This is a genomic window from Catalinimonas alkaloidigena (assembly GCF_900100765.1).
GTDB classification, from domain to species: Bacteria; Bacteroidota; Bacteroidia; order Cytophagales; family Flexibacteraceae; genus Mooreia; species Mooreia alkaloidigena.
Genome location: NZ_FNFO01000015.1, coordinates 82,192 through 103,448 on the forward strand (window position 1 = coordinate 82,192; position 21,257 = coordinate 103,448).

A 21,257-nucleotide genomic window follows, 5' to 3' on the forward strand; every position below is an offset into this window, starting at 1 on the left:
TAAGCGGCGTTTTCATCGTCTCATTCATGGATCAGAACAAAGGGTGTAGCTAAGGGTTGCAGGGTGAGTTGTACTTCGTAGCGCTCACGTTGGGATCGCGATACAAACGAAAAACCCTCCTGGTAAATCAGTTCAAGCCTTTTTGTTAAGTTCTTCAACCCGATTCCCCCGGCACCGCTGGTAGTGCGGGTGGTGCCAATCTTGTTGCAGACCCGAATGTGGATGCTGCCGTTTTCTTCAGCTGTCACGTCGATGGTCAAGGGCTGGGCAGGATCCTGAAGGTCACCGTGCTTAAACGCATTTTCAACCAGCGTTGTCAACAGAAGGGGGATCAAACGTGGCTTTTCCAGGTCACCCTGGTAACGGGATTGTACCGACAGGTTATGAAATCGCGAAGACTGTAACTGCAGGTAATTCTCTACGTGGTCGATTTCCTGTTTTAGTGTCACCAGCGAACGGTGATCGCTTTCCAGGGCGTAACGCATCAGGTCAGACAACTGGCCAACAGCGGTCGCCAATGAATCAGAGACCGGCAGTGCCCGAGCATAGATGAAGTTCAGCGTATTGTGAAGAAAGTGCGGATTAATTTGGTTACGCAGGTGGTAAAGCTGCGCTTTCAACACTTCCTGTTCAGCTCGCTCCCGTTTCAGGTCCGCTTCCTGTAAACGGCGGTTCATCTCTACGCTGTCCTCGATGACGACTTCTACCTGGCGTACTACCTGAGGAAGCGCGTTGAATAAGTCGAAGGTGATGCCCCCAAAGAAATAGGCCGCAGCGAACGAGACTAATATAAACACCGTCCATTCGTGGAAGTACCGGTTGGCCTGCGGATCGCGCATGCCGGCTTCTTCCAGTGCCGCTTGCCGCTCTAGGGCCCAGGCTCTCTCTTCGAGTAAGGCTTTCTCGTAGTGGGTCGCTTCCGCAGGCGTGAGGTAGTGGAAGGTATAGTGATAGCCCAGCCGGAAAAAGACGGTCCAGAGCAGCGTTCCAAAGACAAGAACAGTCCATACGGCGGTAGCCCTGCGCCCCAAGACGACGACGGTTCCGATGATCAGGCTGTGAGCGAGCGCAAAATCGGCCACCAGTGAATCCCGTGAGGGATTACCCACACCCAGGATGTTGGCAAAGCTCATGGCCAAAACGGGTAAAAAACTACTCCAGCTGGTGAACTGGTCCAGAAGTTCCTGATGGGGCAGCGCCGTGGAGCGCAAAGCCTGCAGGCGAGGCGATTGCGCTCCTGTTGGGGCATAGATGAGGAAGTTATAGGCAAAAGAGAATAAGTTAGCCAGCACAGCCGGAATAATGAACCAATACAAAATCGGATCCGGAACAAATCTGCCCGTGGTCAGGCGCTCTGCGCTGAAAAAACCAAGGGCGAGTAATACGCATGCACCATTGAGAATGAGAATTAAACGTCGTCTTGCCAGGGCAAAAGGCGTACTGAGCTGCTGCTTGATGCGAAAGAGAATTTCCTGCATGGTGTGTCCGAAAATCAGTCGGGAAACTAACTATAGTCGAAAGCCGATAAATAGAGCGGCTGCCCTTCGTAGGCCAGCAGATCCTGCCGATCCAGCCCGACGGGCTTGACCAGAATGTCCGTGAGGATTCGCTGCTTGAAACGACTCAACCAGCCTAAGTCCATTGCTTGCAGGAGAGCATAAAACGGACTGTGAACATCCAGCATCCAAAGCGCCGATGTGACCTCGAAGTGGGACAATACACTGGTCAGGAGCGTGGTGAGCTGTGCTGCATGACCGGGTTTTACGTAGGCTGCATCCAGAGAGACGAGACGATGCTGATGCGGTCGGAAGGAACTGAAGCGGGGAAGTACATGCAGGGCCATCCATCCGCTCAGCCCCGGCATCTGAACAAAGTCCCATTCGATAGGGTACACCTGGATGCCTGCTAGAATCGTATTTTTTTCTTTCAGCACATAGTAGTGATCCTCATGATAGAGGTGTGTTAAGTCCACCAGGCCATGGGATGCATACGTTTCAGCAAGCAGGTGAGACATGGTGGCTTTCTCCGCGTCAGGAAGTTGCATAAACGAGGCGGCTCGACGGGGAGAAGACCGGCTGAAGAGTAACGGTTCCGCTCGACCCAGTTGAGTAAAGCCGGCACCTTGGGAAATTTGCGTTGATCGCGTATTGGAAGTCTCGATGTAGGAATAGAACAGGTAAGGCTTCTTTTGTTGTGTAGCGATGTAAGCCAGCGCCTGCTCTTTTAGAAGTTTCCCCAAGCCTTTGCCCTGAAATCCGGAAAGTACCGCCAGGTAACGTCCATAGTAGGCCGAGGCATTACCTGAGGCTACAGATACCTGCCTTGCGGCCAGGCAGTAGAGACCGGCCAGTTGCGTACCGACATATAAAAGGAAAACATAAGGATTAGCCAGCTGCTGACTTCGTTTGGGAGCAGAAAGCTGTCGGTAACGGGGGCCCGTGGTCCCATAAACGATGTGTGACAAGCGGGCCGATAATGCACGGCTAACGTGCGATTGAACTTGAATCGTGATGCTGGCCTCCTGGTAGATAACAGTTGATACCTTGTCGTCAATCATGAAAAAAATCAACCTAATTCAGGTAAAAGAGGGAGTATGGCAGATGAATAGGGTATGAACTCGTATAAACTATTTTGATGAATTGATTGAATTGATTAAATTGTATTTTTTTGTTGTGCTATTGGTTTTAAGATTGCTTGTTAGTGTTGGCATTGTAATTATGCTGTGTTTGTTCCTTGCTTTGAAATTACGTCCCGCAAAGTAATGCATACATCCCGGATTGCTTCCCTTTCAATTATGAATCTTCTACTTTACATGCCTGAATATGGGCATTCGTGCTGCAAACATTTGCTCATGTCTTTGTTAATTAGCGTTTTATCGAAGTGAATCGCTGTTCAAAATAGAGTTTGTCTAGTTTTTCTGGTCTAGTGTTATAAAGATGAATTCCCTTGAGTTATCGTCAGAAGGTTTAAGTGAAGATAAAGTTGCCATCAATAGGAGCGTTGTCAGGAGCAGATCTTCTTCCTGTATACGTTCTGCGTCTTTGCCCCCCTCACCTACTTTTCTGCTGGTACGGGTGGGATCGGTATTAGAGCGGGTGGATTTCGATCACCTGATTTTGGTAAAGGCAGAACGCAATAACGCACTTCTAAAAACGTACGAGAGAAATCTTCAGGCCTTAGCCTCCATTAAATCCTTTGAGAAACGGTTGCCTGACCAAAACTTCACGCGGGTACATCGCTCATTCCTAGTGGCCATACATCAGATCAAGCAGGTAAAAGACAATACCATAGAACTGTTGACGGGTGAGTTTATCCCCATCGGGTCCCGTTATAAAAAGAAATTCATGGAGGCGATTCGCCATCGTATTTTATAATGAACGCTATGCCACCATGTATGTCTAAACCGCCAAAGTATTTCTGGGTACTGACGCAACGTTTGAGCCACCAGACAGACTGTGGTCCAACGCTTACGCTGTCAAAGGAAGATTCTACGTTCAACGTTCATTTTCAGCGAGCCCCGCAGGGGCAGGGCGTGTCTTTAACAGATTATGTGGCAGGTACTGCCCGGGAAAAAGGCTAGCTATTTTCTAAACGTGTGTAATCTATCCGTACGTGTGGTTTCCCTTGTCTTTTAACAATCACATTTCACAATGTTTTTCAAGAATAAAGTAGTTATCATAACCGGAGGTTCCTCCGGTATTGGACGCGCTTGTGCGCAGGCCTTTGCTCAGGCCGGAGCGCATGTAGTCATCACGGGTCGAAACGAAGCCCGCCTGAACGCCACCGCTTCAGTGCTGAGACAAACATCCGCTCAGGTACTTCCGCTCGTAGCGGACGTCAGTGAGGAAGAGGACTGCCGGCGTGTCGTAGAAACGACCCTCCGCAAGTGGGGAGGAGTTGATGTGCTGATCAACAATGCGGGCATCTCCATGCGGGCGCTTTTTGCTGACCTCGACCTGGAAGTGCTGCACCGCTTGATGAACACCAACTTCTGGGGAACCGTTTACATGACCAAGGCGGCTCTTCCTTATCTGTTAAATAGCCAGGGATCTGTGGTAGGAATCTCTTCTATTGCAGGGTACCGAGGATTGCCGGCTCGCACAGGCTATTCGGCTTCCAAAGCGGCCATGCAGGGCTTTTTTGAGTCATTGCGCACCGAAACACTTCATCAGGGGCTTCACGTACTGGTGGCTTGTCCTGGGTTCACAACCTCTAACATTCGCAATGTAGCGCTGGCGGCAGACGGTCACCCACAGGGTGAGACGCCACGAGACGAACAGAAAATGATGTCGGCGGAAGAAGTGGCCCAACGCCTGGTAGAGGCTGTGCAGCATCGGCGACGCGATCTGATTTTAACTACGCAGGGTAAAATGACCGTGTTTATGAATAAGTGGTTACCGGGATGGATGGACAAAATGGTCTACAAACACTTCGCAAAGGAAGCAGACTCGCCCTTAAAGTAAGTGGTTCCTGAAATCAGTAGGACACTTCTAATAAGCCTAAAAAAATTAACTGAATCGGACGCAGATAGTTTATGACGTATAGTAAACTTATATTACTATCGCACTTGAAGAAAAAACACCTGTTTTTGAAGCTAACCTCTACTCACCCGTCAACTGGAAAAAAGGTGGCCCGCCACTGCGGCTATGCGCCGAGGAATATCGCTATCGACGCATGACAGCAAGTGGGCGACCGGCGTTCCGGTGCCGCCCAGCGGGGTGCCGCCCAGTGAAAAAATGGAGATCATCCCCTAGTTGAACGCTCATCTCGCTCCGTGGAGGATATTTTGCAAGAATTAGGTGTGAACTATCTTCTACAAGTGGTACAAACAAGTCACGTGGTGATTGGGTGGCGACATAACAATCATTATTTGTTTGAGCGAGCTTTGCGCTGTCGGTAGCGACAGTAACCACACTCCTGGCGCTCTTCTTGAAGCGCCCCTGTCAGCGCATACCGGTCTACACGATAATGACACCTTATCAGCCCTTCACAGTCTCCATAATGATGATAGGCGTAAGCGGCTGGGCCGGTACAAAGGTAAACGCTGTCTACCGCCGGCGGGAGGGTATCCGGCGGAGAAAGAATAAGGCTTAACCACAGAAGCGAATGAACCATTGCTTGAAGCTACACCAAACCTGGCAAAAAGGTAAAGCCGCGTAAGAATTACGCAAAAAGAGCATGCACAGCACCAATCGCATCTTACTTTGGTTTGTTCTGGTTTGTTTTGCTGCAAAAGGAGCCGTATGTTAACGGCATGTTATTTCATCGAACCCTGCCCACACCGCAAAAGTGGCTGATGCCCCCCTCCTCTGAACGACTGACCTTCATTCGCACCACCCAAGAAGTGGCCCTGCAGTTGCCCCTCTACGCCTGCGGGGTAAGTGCGGGCTTTCCTTCCCCGGCGGATGATCATCTGGAAAACCTCATTGACCTCAACCGCTTTCTGATCCGCAACGCTCCCGCGACTTTTCTAGCCCGGGTCAAGGGTAATTCCATGCGCGACTGTAATATCCACGAGGGGGATATTCTGGTAATTGATCGCTCGATCACTCCACGGGAAGGGCATCTGGTGCTGTGCGTTGTTGATGGAGAATTTACCTGCAAATGGGCACGCGGGGAAGGCAAGCAGCTGCGGTTGATTTCCACGACGGAGGATGTTTCGACCCTTCCCCTTTATCACGCCCATGAAGTTACGCTGTGGGGCGTGGTGACCTACACCATTCACCGCAATGCCTGACGGTTCGGCGCCTCGTGCGGTCGCCTTAGTAGACGCCAACAACTTTTACGTTTCCTGCGAACGGGTTTTTGATCCCCGCCTGATCGGGCGACCCGTTGTAGTGCTCTCCAACAACGATGGGTGTGTGATCGCTCGCAGCAACGAAGCCAAAGCGCTGGGCATCCCCATGGGTGAGCCGGCCTTTAAAATTGAGAAGATGGTAGACCAGCACCACATCGCCGTCTATTCCAGCAACTATACGCTGTACGGGGATCTGTCCCGTCGGGTCATGGAGGTGCTCGCGCAGTATACCCCGAACCTGGAGGTCTACTCGATTGACGAAGCCTTTCTTGACCTGGACAACCTCATCGGCAGGGACCTGCAGGAGTACGGCAGAGAAATACAACGGACTGTCGGGCAATGGCTCGGCATACCTGTCTCGATCGGGGTAGCGGAAACCAAAACCTTAGCCAAGATCGCCAACCGCCTGGCCAAGAAGTCTCCCAAAGCGCAGGGCGTACTGGCGCTGTTTGATCCCCGCCATGTGGAAGCAGCACTGGAACGGACCCCGATCGGGGAGGTGTGGGGCATCGGCCACCGCTATGCCGACTTTTTGCATCGGAACCACATCCAGACAGCCGCTCAGTTTCGGCGCACGCCGCCGGACTGGATCAAGAAGCACCTGAAGATCATCGGGCTCCGGACGTGGAAAGAGCTATGGGGCTATCGTTGCATTGGCCTGGAGACGCAGCCCGCCCCCAGCAAATCGATCTGCACTTCGCGCAGCTTTGGCCATCCGGTACAGGAGTTGAGCCCTCTCCAGGAAGCCGTGGCCACCTACACGGCCCGGGCCGCGGAGAAGCTACGCAAGCAGAGTTTGGTAGCGGGCATGATCGCCGTGTTCATCACTACCAGCCGTTTCAAGGAGGAGGGATACTATTCTAACAATATGTCTGTCACGTTGCCGGAAGCGACCTCGTCGACGATCAGTCTGACACAGCATGCCCACCAGGCGTTAACCCGCATCTACCGACCAGGACTCGACTACACGAAAGCCGGAGTGTTGCTGCTCGAATTGCGTCCGGAGGGGATGGTGCAGTTCAATTTATTTGACTCCAAAGAACCGGATGAAAAGGCCAAGCGCCTGATGCAAATGATGGACCAGATCAACCAAAAGTTGGGAAGGGACTTTGTTCATCTGGCTGCCCAGAAGGCCCGACAGGGGGGCAGTGAGTGGGTACAGCAGCGCTCGAAGCTGTCTCCTAGTTATACGACGCAATTGGATCAGCTGTTGGAGGTAGGAAGATGAAAAGAATATCCACATTCAGTCTTGAAAATTGACTAAAAGAAGAAGCGATGACCAAGCTCCTTTCGCCATAATTGCGCCTTTTAGCTGTGGATCGCTTGGTATAGTTGGGGCCTTTCCTGATAAAATGCCAGCCACGGTAGCTCACTGAATTTTCTTTTGCGACCTCTAATGACGAATGTATAAAGGCGTATCTTGCTTAAGAAGGCTTAAAATGACTTTACTTGTAACGCGGAGAGGCTCATCAGGTATCCGCTGAAAGCGAATAAAGCGCGTGGATTGGTCAACCTCTGGAATTCGATGTGCTAACGCCATCAACTCAATGGGTCATCTTTCACTTGAAATACAGTGACACTCAATCATGACGAATAACTAGCAACAGTTTTTAAATATAGGTATTAGAGTTATGGATTCTACCCACAAACACCGACATGCGTCTAAAGACCAGGCCGCTAAGGTATTGCAAGGTGCCTCTGCAAAAGAAGCTGCGCTTGAGCAAAAACTCACTGAAAAAACCTTACATGGGCACGAAGCCGCTATGGATCATAGGGCGATGGAGCATAGAGGACAACACGCTGGCCATGACACGATTCCCATGGGCATGCCGGGGCATGATCACCACAAGATGATGATTGAAGATTTTAAAAAGCGTTTGTGGATCTGCTTAGTGCTGACCATCCCGATATTGATCTTTTCCCCTATGATCCAAGGATTTATTGGGTATGAGTGGCGGCTGCCTGGCAATGCGTATGTGATTTTCGGACTAGCCTCTGTTGTCTATTTCTGGGGTGGATGGCCTTTCTTGAAAGGCTTTTACAGTGAGGTGAAGGCCAAAGGACCCGGTATGATGACGCTGATCTCCATGGCCATCAGTGTCGCTTATTTTTACAGCTCAGCAACCGTCTTTGGGCTTAAAGGAATGGATTTCTTCTGGGAATTGGCCACGCTGATCGACATTATGTTACTGGGACACTGGCTGGAGATGAAATCTGTACTCGGTGCTTCCAAAGCACTACAACTACTGGTAAGCATGATGCCTGCCGTGGCGCACAAAGTACAAGGAGATCAGGTAGAAGAGGTCAAACTGGAAGACTTGGCCATAGGTGACGTGATCCTGATCAAGCCGGGCGAAAAAGTGCCGGCCGATGGAAGCATTATTGAAGGGGAAAGTTATCTAAATGAATCCATGCTGACGGGCGAATCAAAACCAGTAAAGAAAGGACTTGACAGTAAGGTCATCGGTGGCTCACTCAATGGCAACGGCTCACTTAAGGTAAAGGTAGAGCATACGGGTAAGGACAGTTACCTGACTAAAGTGATTACCCTGGTGCAAGAAGCACAAAAGTCCAAGTCCAAAATGCAGAACCTCTCGGATCGAGCCGCCAAGTGGCTAACTTATGGAGCGCTAGCCATCGGGTTCGGGACACTAGCGGTGTGGGTACTGCTTGGCTTTCCCTTTGTCTATGCGTTAGAACGCATGGTGACTGTGATGGTGATTGCCTGTCCACATGCGTTGGGATTAGCCATCCCTTTGGTCGTAGCCATATCGACGGCGGTCTCTGCACAGAATGGCTTGCTTATAAGAAACAGAACTGCCTTTGAAGAATCCAGAAAGATCTCAGCCTTGCTGTTTGATAAAACAGGGACGTTGACCAAAGGCGAATTTGGCGTAACCCGGATAGAAACCATAGACGATCATTACAGTGCTGATGAACTCCTGCGATTGGTTAGCGCCTTAGAGCAAAGTTCTGAGCATCCGATTGCAGTGGGCGTTGTCAATAAGGCAAAGGAGAAAAACATTACCATCCCCACCCCAGAGAATTTTCAGGCCATTACCGGGAAAGGAGTGAAAGCCCAAGTGGATGGAAAGGAAATAAAAGTAGTCAGCCCGGGCTATCTGAAGGATGAAAAAGTAACTGTCCCGGAAGCCGCTTTTGGGAGTGCAGCCGAAACGGTTGTGTTTGTCTTGATAGATGATAAGCTGATAGGCTACATAGCTTTAGCCGACACAATCAGACCAGAAAGTGCCCGTGCCATTCACGTATTTAAAAAAAATCATATCAAGGTGATGATGGCAACAGGTGATAATGAGGTAGTCGCCAAAGCCGTAAGTAGTGCGTTAGGTTTGGATAATTATTACGCCGAAGTGTTGCCTCATCAAAAAGTAGAGGTGGTTAAAGCGTTACAAGCTAAAGGGGAGTTTGTGGCCATGACTGGCGACGGAGTTAACGACGCGCCTGCCTTGGCGCAAGCTGATGTGGGCATTGCTGTCGGCTCAGGTACGGACGTTGCCGCTGAAACCGCCGACATTATTCTGGTCAACAGCAATCCTCAGGATATTGCCAATCTCATTCTGTTTGGCAAGGCAACTTACAGCAAGATGATTCAGAATTTGATTTGGGCTACCGCCTATAACGCCTTTGCTATTCCGTTGGCCGCCGGTGTTCTTTATAGTACTGGCTTTGTGCTGGGTCCGGCAGTAGGCGCAGTTTTTATGAGCCTGAGCACGATTATAGTAGCCGTCAATGCGCAACTGTTGCGGCGAAAAATCAGTGGTAGTCGATAAAAAGTTACACTGTTGGTCACGTAGTAATTCGGTGAAGAGGGACAATGCCACTCTCAGTGAAGAACAGAACAAGGGTTTTTGTCAAGCAGCGGTGAACCTCACCTGATTTTCTAGATGCACTCTCAGCCAAATATTCTGTAGCAAACAAGTGGGCGACGTGCGTGCTCTTTCTCGTTAACAAAGTAGTGGGCGCGGCGTGGGCATAATTGCCTAAAAACTCACGATAGAAATACAAGCTAGTGGCGGCGATGAGCGCTGGTTTGCGGTCGGATAGCAACTTGCATCGAGAGGATACTTAGACAGGCCTGAAACGGATTTTAGTCAGCATAAACATTCTACTGCGGTACCTGGCTCAGCCTGTGTATCTGGTTGAGGCCCCTTCCAGCTTGAGCGAGATCCTTAGTGCAGACACAACATACACTTTTTTTTCAGGCTATTATAGCCTGTGATTATTGAAGTTTATTTTGTAAGTATAACCTGTCTGCTATTATAAAGGAGCTTAGTGGAATTACAATGATGGCCAGCCAGGGCGAAAGACCGATGCCCAATAACGGAACGAGGGGCATCTTATCGGTATAGCGCCACAAGTTCAACAGAAGCGAAGTTTTTTCTGCAAAGTACGAAAGCGTTGCCGCTACTATGGTAGCAACGCTGTAACTCATCCGAGTTGCCTGTCTACCCCAAGTGGGGTTGTGTAGTAACCAGGCAGTAGTTTTCCAAATAATCAGTACCAAGACGACATCTGCCAGGCTACAGCCTAGATAAGCTAGCTTAGCCATTTGCGGTGCGAAGTCTTTATAAAGTCCGGCGTGCAGGTTCTCCCAAAGAAAACTCATTACCCAGGCAGTGATGCCTAGCACCAAAAAATACTGTTTGGATGTGTTTTTCGGCTTCATGTGTAAAAAATGGTATACGGAAACGTGAGCACTCCAGCGCCGCCCCAAGAAAGTAATTAGCCAGGTGCGTCGCTTACTTGGTATCCCAATGGCTATCGCCCTAGGATAGATAAACTACGCAAGTGTAGTTGGAGCATCATCCCACGCGTGCTTACTACTATTTTACCATCTGCTAGCTAGGTGGTGGAATAGAGCATCAGGATTCTGGATAGACATCCGTCCAATTCCATCCGTCGTCGTAGAGAAGTGCGGCCAGCATGGCCCGTCGTGACGCCGCTAGAGCCCACTTTTTGGCCAGCGCTCGTTCGTCCATTGTTATCCAGCCCGCGGATTCTAATTCGTGCATTTGGGGGATAATGTGCGTCTCCGCTTGCGGTTGGATAAATTTCTGGCCAAGCACATCCAAATAGTTGTTGATGGCATGGCGGAGGGGGAGAAGTGCCTTAACGTCAGCTTCAACTATGTATTCAAGAAGGGTCAGCGCTTCGTCGAGTTTAGTCATCTGAAGGGCGATAGCGTCCTGCTTTCGTCCGCTATGGAAGTAATGGGCAATGGGATAGGACGTGTGGTTTTGGGTGTGCCGGTTGATCATGTTTTGTAAGGCAGTAGCGACTGACAATAGGCCTTCAACATGTTCTTTATCGCCAGTGCGGAGCAACAGGTCTTGTGGGGTTTCTCCTAAGTTGGAGATAAACAGACTTAGACTTCGCTTATGAATAATGGCTGAGGAAACGGAAACCAGATAGGTCATGGCCGTCGTGATAAATACAAAGCCTATAAAAGAAAAGGCAGCGATGAGAAGCTCCCAAGCCTTGCTGCCAGGCTTAAAGTCGCCGTTTCCCATGGTTGAGAGTACATACCCGCTAAAGTAGACTTTCTCCAACATGCTGGCGGCGGTATGTTGAGTAGAACTGACGACTGAACCTGTTTCACTCATGAGCAAGAGCCATAGACCTATCCACAACAGTAACATCCACATGGCCAGCAGAGAAAGTAGAATGGTAATTCCGGAGAACTTCAGTAGGTGGCGGACGCCAGTGACACGGCTGAACCAGAGAACAACAGACCACAGTAGGCGCGTGACACTATGCGTAAGCCTCCCGGCGCCATTAGAAGACAGAGTGGTGTAAAAAAAGTCATAGAAGGTAAGTAAGAGGAGGATGCTTCCCAAGAGCAAATACAACACAGGCATAGAAGAGGATAAAATCAGTGAAAAGAACAAGCGAAGTAAACTAAATGTACCCTGGGCTATTACCAGCCGCGCCAAACAGTTGGTCCTTATTGCACATAAATATGAGGTGAATTGTGATGATACACAGAAATCTTATCCCCCATGTCAGAGGCTGCAACAGCTAGGTTCTTTCATCAACCATGTCTAGGATCAGACCTGCCCAAGTGAAGTTCTGCGCCCCCATTCCCTTCCCGGTGAAAGGGTGGTAATACTCGCGAAACCCACTCTTCTCAAGTAAGGCCTTTACGGTTTCAACCAAATGCAGAGCGGCTTCTTTATAGCCGCTCTGCCGCAGGACATCATGTAAAAACCAGTTAAGGTAAATCCAGGTGGGCCCACGCCACAGGAAGAGCGATGAGTCCGGATTAAAGGACGGATGGTTCACCGCTACGGAGGGCATGGGGTACGTAACAGCAAACTCATCCTGATTAAACCAGTGGCTTGCCATCACACGTGCAACAATAGAGGGATCTATCTTTTTGATCGCCAAAGGAAAAAAGATAGTAGGCGTCAGGATGTTGATTTTTTTATTTTCCGGGCCGTAGAGATCGAGGAATGCACCCTTGTCCGCATCATACGAAAGGCGTATTAAACTTTCCAGTGCCTTGTCAGCCAACTGGTCGAAGTCATCCGCGTCAGGGTCGTTAATTTCTCGGCACAGAGAAGCAAGAACATATAGGTTTTGGATGTAAACAGTGTTCATGCCCACTTCCTTCACCCGGAAATAGTTATGCTTCCTAATCTTTTTTAGATCGTAGCGGAAGCAAAAGTTTCGAAAATCAACGCTTACTACCTTCATGAACAACTGCCAATTGGCTTTCCTGCTCCGAAACCCCAACACTGGGTCGAACGTCGGTTTCCAATCCATACCAGATTCAAAAGGTGAGATGATGGTAATCAGTCCGTCTCCATCAAAATCACGGTTTTGAGCAATCCACTGGTAATAGCGCTTTAATTTTTGAACAACCTGTTTAAGAAAAGCGCGATCTCGGTTGGCTTCGTAGAGTCGAGCTGCCACCTGGGCCACGAAAGGGGGCTGGATGAGAGCGCTCATGTGGGTTTTGAACAGGTTTACTCCCAATCCGGGGCGAGATTGAAAAATGTCAGTAGCTCTGCCCGGCAATACGTTGTTCCAATAAATGATGTGTCCCACAAATCCATCTGTCTGTTGTAAGGCGAACAAACTCATCAGGTGTTGCTTCGCCATTTCCGACTCACCCAGCGCGCATAGGATGAAGGCATGGAAACACGTGTCCCAAAAAAACTGAAACGGGTAGGTTTTAGGAGAGGGTTTGGTATAGTAGTAGTCGGTTCGCGCCTCGTTGGAATAGCCATGCACCATGTTTGCGCGCATCAGGGTGCCTACTTTTTCGCGTAGTGTTTGGTGACTCATAGGCTTTTTTTTACCCAAAAGATAACCGGCGGCGGAGTACCTGCCACCACCACCGATTACGGTCAGTACGATTTGTTTTGCAAAAGCCAGGTTTGTAGCTCGTCAATTTCTTTTGCTTGACTTGCAACAATGTTCTGGGCCAGCTCTCGGGTTACTGTCGCTTCTCCATGATCTAACAAGGCCTGAGATACGTCGATGGCACTTTGATGATGGTCAATCATCAAAGCCGCAAAGTCTTGATCAGCATCACCAGTTAGCACCCTCAGATCAACGGCTTTGCCCATTTTTTCCATCGCCTGCATTACCGCCATGGCATATGCAGCATTGGTCTGACCGTCAGGCTGATAGGAAGTTAGAAACGCGGTAAATTCACTGATTTCTATTTGCTGCTCGGCAATTACTCGTTGGGCAATGGCTTGAATAGTAGTATCATCTCCATTCTGTAACTCATACTGGGCCATATCTATGGCCGTTTGGTGATGCATTGGCATCATCATGGCGAAGTCATAATCTGGATCTCCTGTGGTAGACATGGTATCCATTTGTTCCATCATCTGATGCATGAAGCCCATGTAGGCATTTTCATCGTGAGGTTGTACTTGCAAGCCTGCCTCTTCCTGATCACAGGCGGCCAACCAGACAAACCCGGCTAAGCAAGCGGGTAAGAAGAATCTTTTCATGTAGCGTTAAACTAAAGCGTTAAAAAAAGTGGAAGTGCTGTTTTTACTAGTGGCGCGAGATGACAGTGCCTGGTACCGACGGTTCTCGAATTCTTTGCGTTGATGTTTGCCTTTAAGGATGCGGGTTTAGCGTGAAAGTGCCTCGATCAACTTCTCTACCCGCTCAGCACTTAACGAGAAACAGGATAGTAAGCATACTGCACATAAGGCCCTACTGGTCTGGCCTCAATTCTACGGATGTAGGTAGAAGCTGTTTTACATGGTTGTTAGAATATTTTATAACTACCCTATATCTGCACAAATAAGCGCATACACGCAAAGAGAAGAGTCACGCCACGCTGCCCTAATTTCGGCTAGCATGCTTCTTGGCCTCATACAACGACAGGGATCCAAAGAAGGTCTTAAACTGGTAAGTTTCCCTCATCCGTTCAAAGCCAGCGTTTTCTAAATAAGTGGGTAATAATTCATTGATATGGTCGGTGGTGGTAGCAAAGCTGTCTACCCATTGAATCAAATAAAATGCAGCATGCATCGTGCCGTGATCGTCGGGGCCTTACCCCAATCAGCCAAGAGAACTTCCCCTCCCGGACGGAATACCTGGTAAATTTCCTTCAGGATCACTCCTTTCTGATGCGCATCCAGGTGATAAAAGATCAGGCGCTACCCGATCGAGGAAAGTATCCTGATAGAGCAAATGCGTTCTATCAAAGGTGTGCAAATGGATCAAGATGTGACATGATCTTGCTTTGCTCCGAGCGCTCTGCAGTATCCTGGGAGCTACGTCCACACCAAATACAGCAGTTTGAGGATAGGTCCGCTTAATCAGACGTGTCAGGGCGGCGGTGCCGCCACCAAAGTCGTATTTCGGATGTATGCTTGATGCACGAGTGTAGCTTTAAACCGCTTTCCAGGCATTGGCCTGCGTAATACCTAGTTATAAGCAGGAGTAAGCCAGTCAAAGCGGAGGGCGGGAATAAATTTCCACAGGGATTGGAAAGGTGAAGGTGAGTACATCGCGTTTAGTGCTTATGTTCACCAGTTTCCTGATGGCCTTCTTCGCCCTCCTCTTCCTGTGATTCTAGGAACCGACCTTGTGGTCCGACGCCTTCCAGGTATGCTAATTGTGAGCCGTGGTGACCCGCCATCGACACGCTATAAGCGGCTCCGATCAGCACCAAGGCGACCACGGCCTCGCCCCACACTTTGTAGCGGGGCAGCCAGAACGTACCCGCTTTAAGCAGCACGGCAATGCCACTGAGCCAAAGCGTGAAGCTGGCGTACTGATCATGTTCTTGCAACACGGCGCGGGCGTGCTCGCTGAGGCCATGGGTGTGCGGGTGCGTGAAGGAAGCCGAAATATAGGCCGTGGCAAATCCAAGCGCGAGCAGCACCAGCGTAACCCAACTTAATTCGCGGCGGAACACCACAAACTGTGCTAACTGCGTTAGCGCAGCGATGAGCAGTAGTACAATCGGAAAATGGACAACCAGTGGGTGTAATGTAGGGAAATCAGAAAGCTCAGCGGTCGTAGGGGTATTCGCCGTTGGCGCTGGCTGGAGATGCGCCGCTTCCGGATCAGCGGTGGGAGCAAGTCCTGTAGTAGAGGCGACGTGAGCGGTGTCGTGTTGTTCGCCTTCATGGGCCTTGGCCGTCGTGACAAAAAGACTTCCTAGCAAAACGCCTACGAGAAATAAAGACCAAAAATTCATGGAAAGGGTTAGTTTTAGTGATACAGTAGGCAAGAAGAAGAGCGCCAAAAAATCTCTCTTTTAACGTTACCGGGTAGCGCTTCTGACATAGGGTGGGTGTCGTGAGCGGATAGTAAGGCTAACCGCTAGAGAGCTTAGGATTTCTTCGGTGCGTGTATGTCTATCTTCCGGAGTCCGGCCAATGCACCCGTCAATCCGCCGAGGCTACTGCCTACTACGAATCCAAAGAAAGCCGCTACGCCTTCGCCGCCAGCGGCCAGTTGGCCTAAGCCGGCGACTGGCCACCACCCCGCCGCGAGACCCCACGTCAGTAGGGCCATCAGCAGCCCTCCGAGTAGTCCCCCAACTACAGCTCCTTTGCCAATAGCAGGGTGGTAGATACGTTGCTGATGCGGGTCGTAATCGAGAAGAGGTACCAACAACTGGGCATCCATGGGTTTCTTGTTGACGTGAAGAGGCTCTTTCATGATTGAGTATATTTGGGTAGTTATGCACGTTATGGCGCTTTTTCGCCTAATGGATCCGTATCTGATACGTAAAGGGTCGTATCTACCGGCATGGGGAAGGGGGAAAGCAGGCGATCCACCGTTTGTTGCACGTGGGCTGTCAGTCGGCTCGTATCGCCGATAATCCAGGCGTAGTTCAGTACCGTTTCCTGGGATCCGGTGGGAGACGGCTTTACCATCGTCAGGTAATCCCGTACCGAACTTGGGACGCTGTCACGCTCTACCAGTAATATCGGGCCATGCTTGCCCATATGACCAAGCACCGCAGCAGGAATAATGAACAGCAGGTCGTCCGGCGTCCCGATGATGTAATTATGACCCGATTGGGCAATGCCCCACCCAAACGCGCGTCCGTCCCAGTCCCACCACCAAGCGTAATTACGGCCGTAGTCTTTGTAGCCAGCGTTGAGGGCACTTGTCGCTTGTGGAGTAGGTCCGATCAGCCGCCGGGCGATGCCATACTGGGCCAGCTCGCGCACGACCCGGTCCGACACCATCGTTGTATCACCTACTACATACAAGTATGCTTCACCATAGCGGCGCTCCAGCATCCGTCGGGTAGCATGTGGGATGGAGTCATGGTATACCCAGGCAAAGCCTTTACCCATGTGCGCATTCCAGCCCATCGGACCCACGCCATGGGCGATGCTGGCCGGATGATCTACGGCCGACAAAACGACTTCGTCAGGATGATCAGCTTTTAACGCGCCTGCCCATCGATCCAGCAATTCGGCCATGGACACGGGGTCAGGTGCCTGAAAGTTGCGGACTTTGTAACCGAGCAGTTCCTCTACTCGCTTTACCTCAGTGGCAGGGACATTGAGACCGTACACATCCGTGCGATGATCGCCTAATACACCTTCGGGTTGTAACCGTTTCATTTCACGCAGGGTTTGCTCGGAAAGCCGGTCGTTTTTGTCCAGATACAGCAGCGGAGCATTGACGGGCATGTGCGTGACGCGGTGCATAGCCATATACGCCAGTTGAGGATCTTGCGGGCACAAAATGATCGCTCCGACTGCGTTATCTTCACGGGTAGCCGGATACACCGTTTGTGTGAGCAGAATGGCCTGTTCCTCAGGTGAATGGCCGGGAAGTCGAACGGTATACGCGGTGGCCAGAGCTTCCTGCTGAAGGGGGTGACCCCCGGCGCCGGGTGGGCCCTGCGTAGTGCCGCAGGCGCTGAATAAGAGCGACGACGTCGCAAGGAAAAGCAAACTAGATTTCATAGGTTTCCGGGTTTCAGGTGGCGGCGAATCATGATCCAGTTCAGAGGCCAAGCCGCCAGAAAGCCGATAAAGGAGGCCAGCCAGAGGCTGCCGAACCACAGCAAATCATCTTCTTTGGGCATCATCGGGATGTGGTCCATCAGCATGTACCAGGCGCTGGTCATCATGCCTAGACTAACGGCCAACATGCTGAAAAAAGTCGTGATCAAGGCCATACGCCATATGTGAGGGCGAGGCATAGAGCTCATCATGCTCTGCTTCATGGGATACTGCACCAATACCCAGGCGGTTCCGATGGCCAAGACCAGCATGAAAAACATCATCAGGGGCATACCCGCTCCCAACCAGGCTTCTGCGCCATCTAGCCAAGCTGGAAAGAAAATAGGGAAGCCGAACCAGACAAACAGAAAGCCAATAGCAATCATGAGAGGCGCGCCATAGCCAAACCCCATAGCAGTAGCTGCCGCGCTCTGTAGGCTATGCGACCGCAGCCAGTGCCAGCCTCCCTGTTCGTCTTGCCAGGCGGGGCGTCGGTAAGCATTCAGATAAAGCACGGGGCCTAACACCGGTAGCAGCAGTGAGGACAGCGCCCAGGCTATTTTTAACGGCATCTTCACCATGGGTAAGGTCAGCGCGGCATGTACCCACACAAAAACGGCTGATGCAAGGCCCCATCCGATCAAAAGGGAAAGCAAGGCCTCCAGAGGACCTAAAGCAATAGCGCCCATGCTGGGGTATTCGGCTTTTTCGACGGCAAAGTCCAAGCGAGCGGCCGTGGAATAACTGATGCGATTGCTAACCAGCCAGAAATGGCGAAAGGGGCCTTCCGAGGGACTGACAAACCAGTCGGCACGTTGTGCCCAGACGTAGCGATCGAGCGCAGCCGGCAAACTGCCGTCATCCTGCGCGTAAAGAAGCGAAGCATTGTTACTGCGGGCATAAGGTAAGGCAGCAAGGCCCAGAAGTGCATCGTTCGGGGTCGTGACTACATAATGAAAATAACCGCTTCTGCGCCAGTGCGTGCGTCCCCAGCCAAACTCGGTCTCTTCGTCTCGGTACTCAGCCAATTGTACGGCCAGTGCCTGAGGGGTAGCGGCCGCGATCCGTTCGGCCTGCCTGAAACCCTCGCCCAACGAAGCGGGCACTAGTTCCGAAGGTCCGATCAAGAAGGCTTTGCGGTCGGCATAACGGGTACTCAGAACAGGGTCAATAGCCCCTTCGTGTACAAAAACGATGGGGGAACCATAATAAAATGCGTAGTAGAGGGCCGGCAGGGCCCATCCTAGTGCGCGCCGGTCACCCCCGGGGAGGACGAGTACATGTTTGCCGACAGGATCCACTGAAATGGAGTTCTGCGCAAACGTCTCCCAAGTTTGCTCCGTGGGCGCTTGCAACGCGGTTGCCGCCTGCGGATAAGGGATAGTCGTTTTCAGGTACGCATGCAGGTCCGACGCATCTACCGCCACCAAACGGGTTACGTTCTTGGTATGGGCCATCAGGCGCCCTTCTTCGGCCCCTTGTTGCGCCCAGGGGGCTACCTGAATGCTCTCGCGCAAGGTGTTGACTAATCCAAAGCCAATCACCAGCATACTACAAAATGCTACTATAGGATAAGACCACTTCATAAAGAACGTAGTTACGTGGTGGGAATCAGGTATGTCAGTAGCCACAGCACAGCAAATCCTCCTGCCAGTGCGTAGGCGATGATCCAGGGGAGACGGGGGGTCCGCCACACTACGCCCCCTAGGAGTGCCGCGATGCTGAGCAGGGTCAGCGTGTCGCCATGTTTGTGGGGCTGGTCGGTGCTTATGGCGTAAACTACCAGCGCCAGAAAACCCAGTACGGCAAGGCCTAAGTGGACCCCTACCAATCTCCGGGGAGGTTCATGGTGCTGATGTGCGGAGGTCAGTGGAAAAAGGCCTACCGTGGCGGCAGCCAAGAGTAAAATACCGGCAACAATATCCATGTACTTAGGTTAGGGGTTCGAGGAAGAAGCGACACGCCAGATCACACCGGTGAAGGGATGGGCACTCATGCCACCGTCATCGAAGTCGACCACCCCGAAGTCTACGATGTAGAGACTCTGGTCAGGGCCCCAGGATAGTTGCAAGGGGCGTTCCAACCCGCCACTGCCATCAACAGAGGCCGGCAGGTGCGAGCGATTATAGAGGTAGTCAGCAACTTCCCCGGTGTTGAGATTAACCCGCTGTACGCGAAAGCCGGGCCAATTGTAGCGTACGCCTTCGGGGGCTTGTCCCTCAGGAGGTACCCCGGTTGGACGGTGCGGGTGGTATTGCTCTCCTTTAAAGAATGGGACAATGGCGCCGAATTCGGCCACTAAAATGTCGGTATCCGGAAGGCCAAAAGGCTGCCCGAAAACCATCCCTTGGGCAGCACTATGAACCGGCAGGCGTACCAAGGGCTGGCGGGGCCGTTTTTCGCCTTTGAGAAGTTTCTGGTGGGTTTCCGGGGTGAGGACAAAGCCACGCTCCTCCGGCTTCACGCCAAAGCGTTCGTCCGTGATGGGCAGGCCGCTGTAAAAATCAGGCCATCCATACCACTCGCCCTCCACTATTTCATAGATGGGTTCGTAGTCAAAGTACATGCCACGCGGCGGCATGGGATTAGCACTGTTCATCGTCGCGATCAGCCTGCCGTCAGGACTATAGCGGTACCCGAAACTGGAGCGCAGTCCCCAAGCCAGTCGTTCAACGTCAGAACCGTCGGGGTTACACCGGAAAAAAGCCCCATTGCAGATTAACTGTCCGGGTACTGCCTGACCAGCTTTACTTTCAGTACCTAACGGTAGGTAGGCTCCTGTACGGAGCGAGTCAGCCTCTACCAAGGTCACCTCATGAGTAGGAACCCAAAAATTTTGCCCGGTTAGGGTAATGTCTTCGCCTGGAATTTCATGGACATCCGGTTTGTTGAACTGGTCCATCACCTTCACCCAGTGCTCTTCAATCACGCCACTGTTGCCTTGTGAGGAGAGGAAGAAGACCATCTTACCGTCTTGAAATATGGGTTTGCCGTTCAGAAATTCACCCCAGGAAGGCAAGCCGTTGACGATGGTCTTAAATTCACCGGTGCTCAAGTCATAGACGGAATAGCGACTGCGGTGGGAAATGAAGAGTTTGCCTTCGTGATACGTGATCCCTGTGATTGGGGGAATGAGCCCCTCGTCCATCTGATCAGAGCTTGCGTTTGCTTTGATGTTGGTCATGGATACTACCTTATCGTACAACACCTGTAACGTGCCATCGGTCTGACGACGCAGGATGCGTGCCTTGGGCGCACGACCAGAAGAGGTACCATAGGTATGCCCACCTGCCTCGGCAATGTAAGCGGTTCCTTCCGAGTCAAACGCTACGTCTACCGGATAAGTGAGTCCTTGTGCGAAGGGGGTGATCTGTAGGCCGTCGGGAGTTGCGATGTCGGCTGGCCGGATCGGACGCTGACTGGTTTGTGTTACAACGGATTCGACCGAATCTACTTCGGTGTCTGCCAAACCCCTTTGTTGCGTAGGGCTGCTGCAATCAATCAACGACAAAATCAACAGGGTTGCGCCTGTGTACAAAAGTGGTTTTTGCATGAAACTCAGGATAAAATGAAAAAAATAGCTGAAGAAACGAGCCTGAGAGCAAGCACTGCTAATCGTCATGTAAAACCAAGTGAAATACAAGTGGGATATATGTCTGAATGTTTTTGTCTCAACGCTAAGACAAGAGACATAGATTTACATTTTCAAATAAAAAATTTACAAATTGAGTGGTATTTTTTTTGCGTATATTATCAACGTATTTATAAAAATTTAGAGAATTCTGTTTAACTTTTTTATGCCTTGGTCGTTGCAATAAAAAGATTGTTTTTGGCTTTTTACAGCCTTGTGTTGAGGCTGTTTCTAGATTACAGATTACGAAGTGAGGCATTATGAAAAAACACGACCACAGCGGCATGGCCATGCGCGGCGTGACCCGTCCGATGGCCGAACAGGAAATCAAGAAAAAATTCTCTCCGTCAGAAGA

General features: G+C 50.9%; 18 protein-coding genes. 5 read left to right on the forward strand and 13 right to left on the reverse strand.

Going from position 1 to position 21,257, the window contains the following annotated elements; genetic code table 11:
• Positions 1-20 precede the first annotated feature (20 nt).
• Both BLR44_RS26485 and BLR44_RS26490 read right to left on the reverse strand, forming a co-directional pair.
• The gene (locus BLR44_RS26485; protein ID WP_089688161.1) at positions 21-1,478 is read right to left on the reverse strand and encodes a sensor histidine kinase; all 1,458 of its coding nucleotides are present in this window, start codon (positions 1,476-1,478) and stop codon (positions 21-23) included.
• A 26-nt stretch (positions 1,479-1,504) separates the two neighbouring features.
• Positions 1,505-2,557, reverse strand: coding sequence for a GNAT family N-acetyltransferase (locus tag BLR44_RS26490; protein ID WP_143017493.1), 1,053 nt, complete (start codon positions 2,555-2,557; stop codon positions 1,505-1,507).
• Between the two features lie 484 nt (positions 2,558-3,041).
• On the opposite strand from BLR44_RS26490, the gene BLR44_RS26495 reads away from it, so the two are divergent.
• The 5 genes from BLR44_RS26495 (at position 3,042) to BLR44_RS26515 (ending at position 9,588) form a co-directional block, all read left to right on the forward strand.
• Positions 3,042-3,374, forward strand: a complete 333-nt coding sequence (locus BLR44_RS26495; protein WP_176956228.1) for a LytR/AlgR family response regulator transcription factor — start codon at positions 3,042-3,044, stop codon at positions 3,372-3,374.
• 276 nt (positions 3,375-3,650) lie between these two features.
• Positions 3,651-4,463, forward strand: coding sequence for an SDR family oxidoreductase (locus tag BLR44_RS26500; protein WP_089688168.1), 813 nt, complete (start codon positions 3,651-3,653; stop codon positions 4,461-4,463).
• Between the two features lie 746 nt (positions 4,464-5,209).
• Positions 5,210-5,737, forward strand: a complete 528-nt coding sequence (locus BLR44_RS26505) for a LexA family protein (protein ID WP_245706181.1) — start codon at positions 5,210-5,212, stop codon at positions 5,735-5,737.
• Positions 5,730-7,025, forward strand: a complete 1,296-nt coding sequence (locus BLR44_RS26510) for a Y-family DNA polymerase (RefSeq protein ID WP_089688170.1) — start codon at positions 5,730-5,732, stop codon at positions 7,023-7,025. The genes BLR44_RS26505 and BLR44_RS26510 overlap by 8 nt, the downstream gene beginning before the upstream one ends.
• Positions 7,026-7,575: 550 nt before the next feature.
• Positions 7,576-9,588 carry a copper-translocating P-type ATPase gene (locus BLR44_RS26515; RefSeq protein ID WP_245706182.1) on the forward strand — a complete coding sequence of 671 codons (2,013 nt, stop codon included), beginning with the start codon at positions 7,576-7,578 and terminating at the stop codon, positions 9,586-9,588.
• A gap of 449 nt (positions 9,589-10,037) precedes the next feature.
• On the opposite strand, the gene BLR44_RS26520 is transcribed toward BLR44_RS26515, so the two are convergent.
• The 11 genes from BLR44_RS26520 to BLR44_RS26565 form a co-directional block, all read right to left on the reverse strand.
• A complete protein-coding gene (locus BLR44_RS26520; protein ID WP_143017494.1) occupies positions 10,038-10,484 on the reverse strand; it encodes a hypothetical protein in 447 nt (148 codons plus the stop codon).
• A 196-nt stretch (positions 10,485-10,680) separates the two neighbouring features.
• Positions 10,681-11,421: a potassium channel family protein gene (locus tag BLR44_RS26525; protein ID WP_218127202.1), complete on the reverse strand. Its 741-nt coding sequence runs from the start codon at positions 11,419-11,421 to the stop codon at positions 10,681-10,683.
• A 415-nt stretch (positions 11,422-11,836) separates the two neighbouring features.
• On the reverse strand, positions 11,837-13,126 hold the full coding sequence (locus tag BLR44_RS26530) for an amylo-alpha-1,6-glucosidase (RefSeq protein ID WP_262482309.1): 1,290 nt from the start codon (positions 13,124-13,126) through the stop codon (positions 11,837-11,839).
• Positions 13,127-13,170: 44 nt separating this feature from the next.
• Entirely contained in the window at positions 13,171-13,788 is a 618-nt protein-coding gene (locus BLR44_RS26535; RefSeq protein ID WP_089688178.1) for a DUF305 domain-containing protein, read from the reverse strand.
• A gap of 562 nt (positions 13,789-14,350) precedes the next feature.
• Positions 14,351-14,662: a methyltransferase domain-containing protein gene (locus tag BLR44_RS29455; protein ID WP_410493134.1), complete on the reverse strand. Its 312-nt coding sequence runs from the start codon at positions 14,660-14,662 to the stop codon at positions 14,351-14,353.
• A 145-nt stretch (positions 14,663-14,807) separates the two neighbouring features.
• Positions 14,808-15,497 (reverse strand): DUF2231 domain-containing protein, encoded by a 690-nt coding sequence (locus tag BLR44_RS26540; RefSeq protein ID WP_089688180.1) that lies wholly within the window; start codon positions 15,495-15,497, stop codon positions 14,808-14,810.
• 134 nt (positions 15,498-15,631) lie between these two features.
• A complete protein-coding gene (locus BLR44_RS26545) occupies positions 15,632-15,964 on the reverse strand; it encodes a hypothetical protein (protein ID WP_089688182.1) in 333 nt (110 codons plus the stop codon).
• Positions 15,965-15,993: 29 nt separating this feature from the next.
• The gene (locus tag BLR44_RS26550; RefSeq protein ID WP_089688184.1) at positions 15,994-17,232 is read right to left on the reverse strand and encodes a hypothetical protein; all 1,239 of its coding nucleotides are present in this window, start codon (positions 17,230-17,232) and stop codon (positions 15,994-15,996) included.
• On the reverse strand, positions 17,229-18,857 hold the full coding sequence (locus BLR44_RS26555; RefSeq protein WP_089688186.1) for a DUF4396 domain-containing protein: 1,629 nt from the start codon (positions 18,855-18,857) through the stop codon (positions 17,229-17,231). Before BLR44_RS26555 ends, BLR44_RS26550 begins: the two co-directional genes overlap by 4 nt.
• Before the next feature lie 11 nt (positions 18,858-18,868).
• Complete coding sequence (locus tag BLR44_RS26560; RefSeq protein ID WP_089688188.1) at positions 18,869-19,198, reverse strand: hypothetical protein; 330 nt, start codon at positions 19,196-19,198, stop codon at positions 18,869-18,871.
• A gap of 9 nt (positions 19,199-19,207) precedes the next feature.
• Complete coding sequence (locus tag BLR44_RS26565) at positions 19,208-20,893, reverse strand: PQQ-dependent sugar dehydrogenase family protein (RefSeq protein WP_143017496.1); 1,686 nt, start codon at positions 20,891-20,893, stop codon at positions 19,208-19,210.
• Positions 20,894-21,257: the final 364 nt, after the last annotated feature.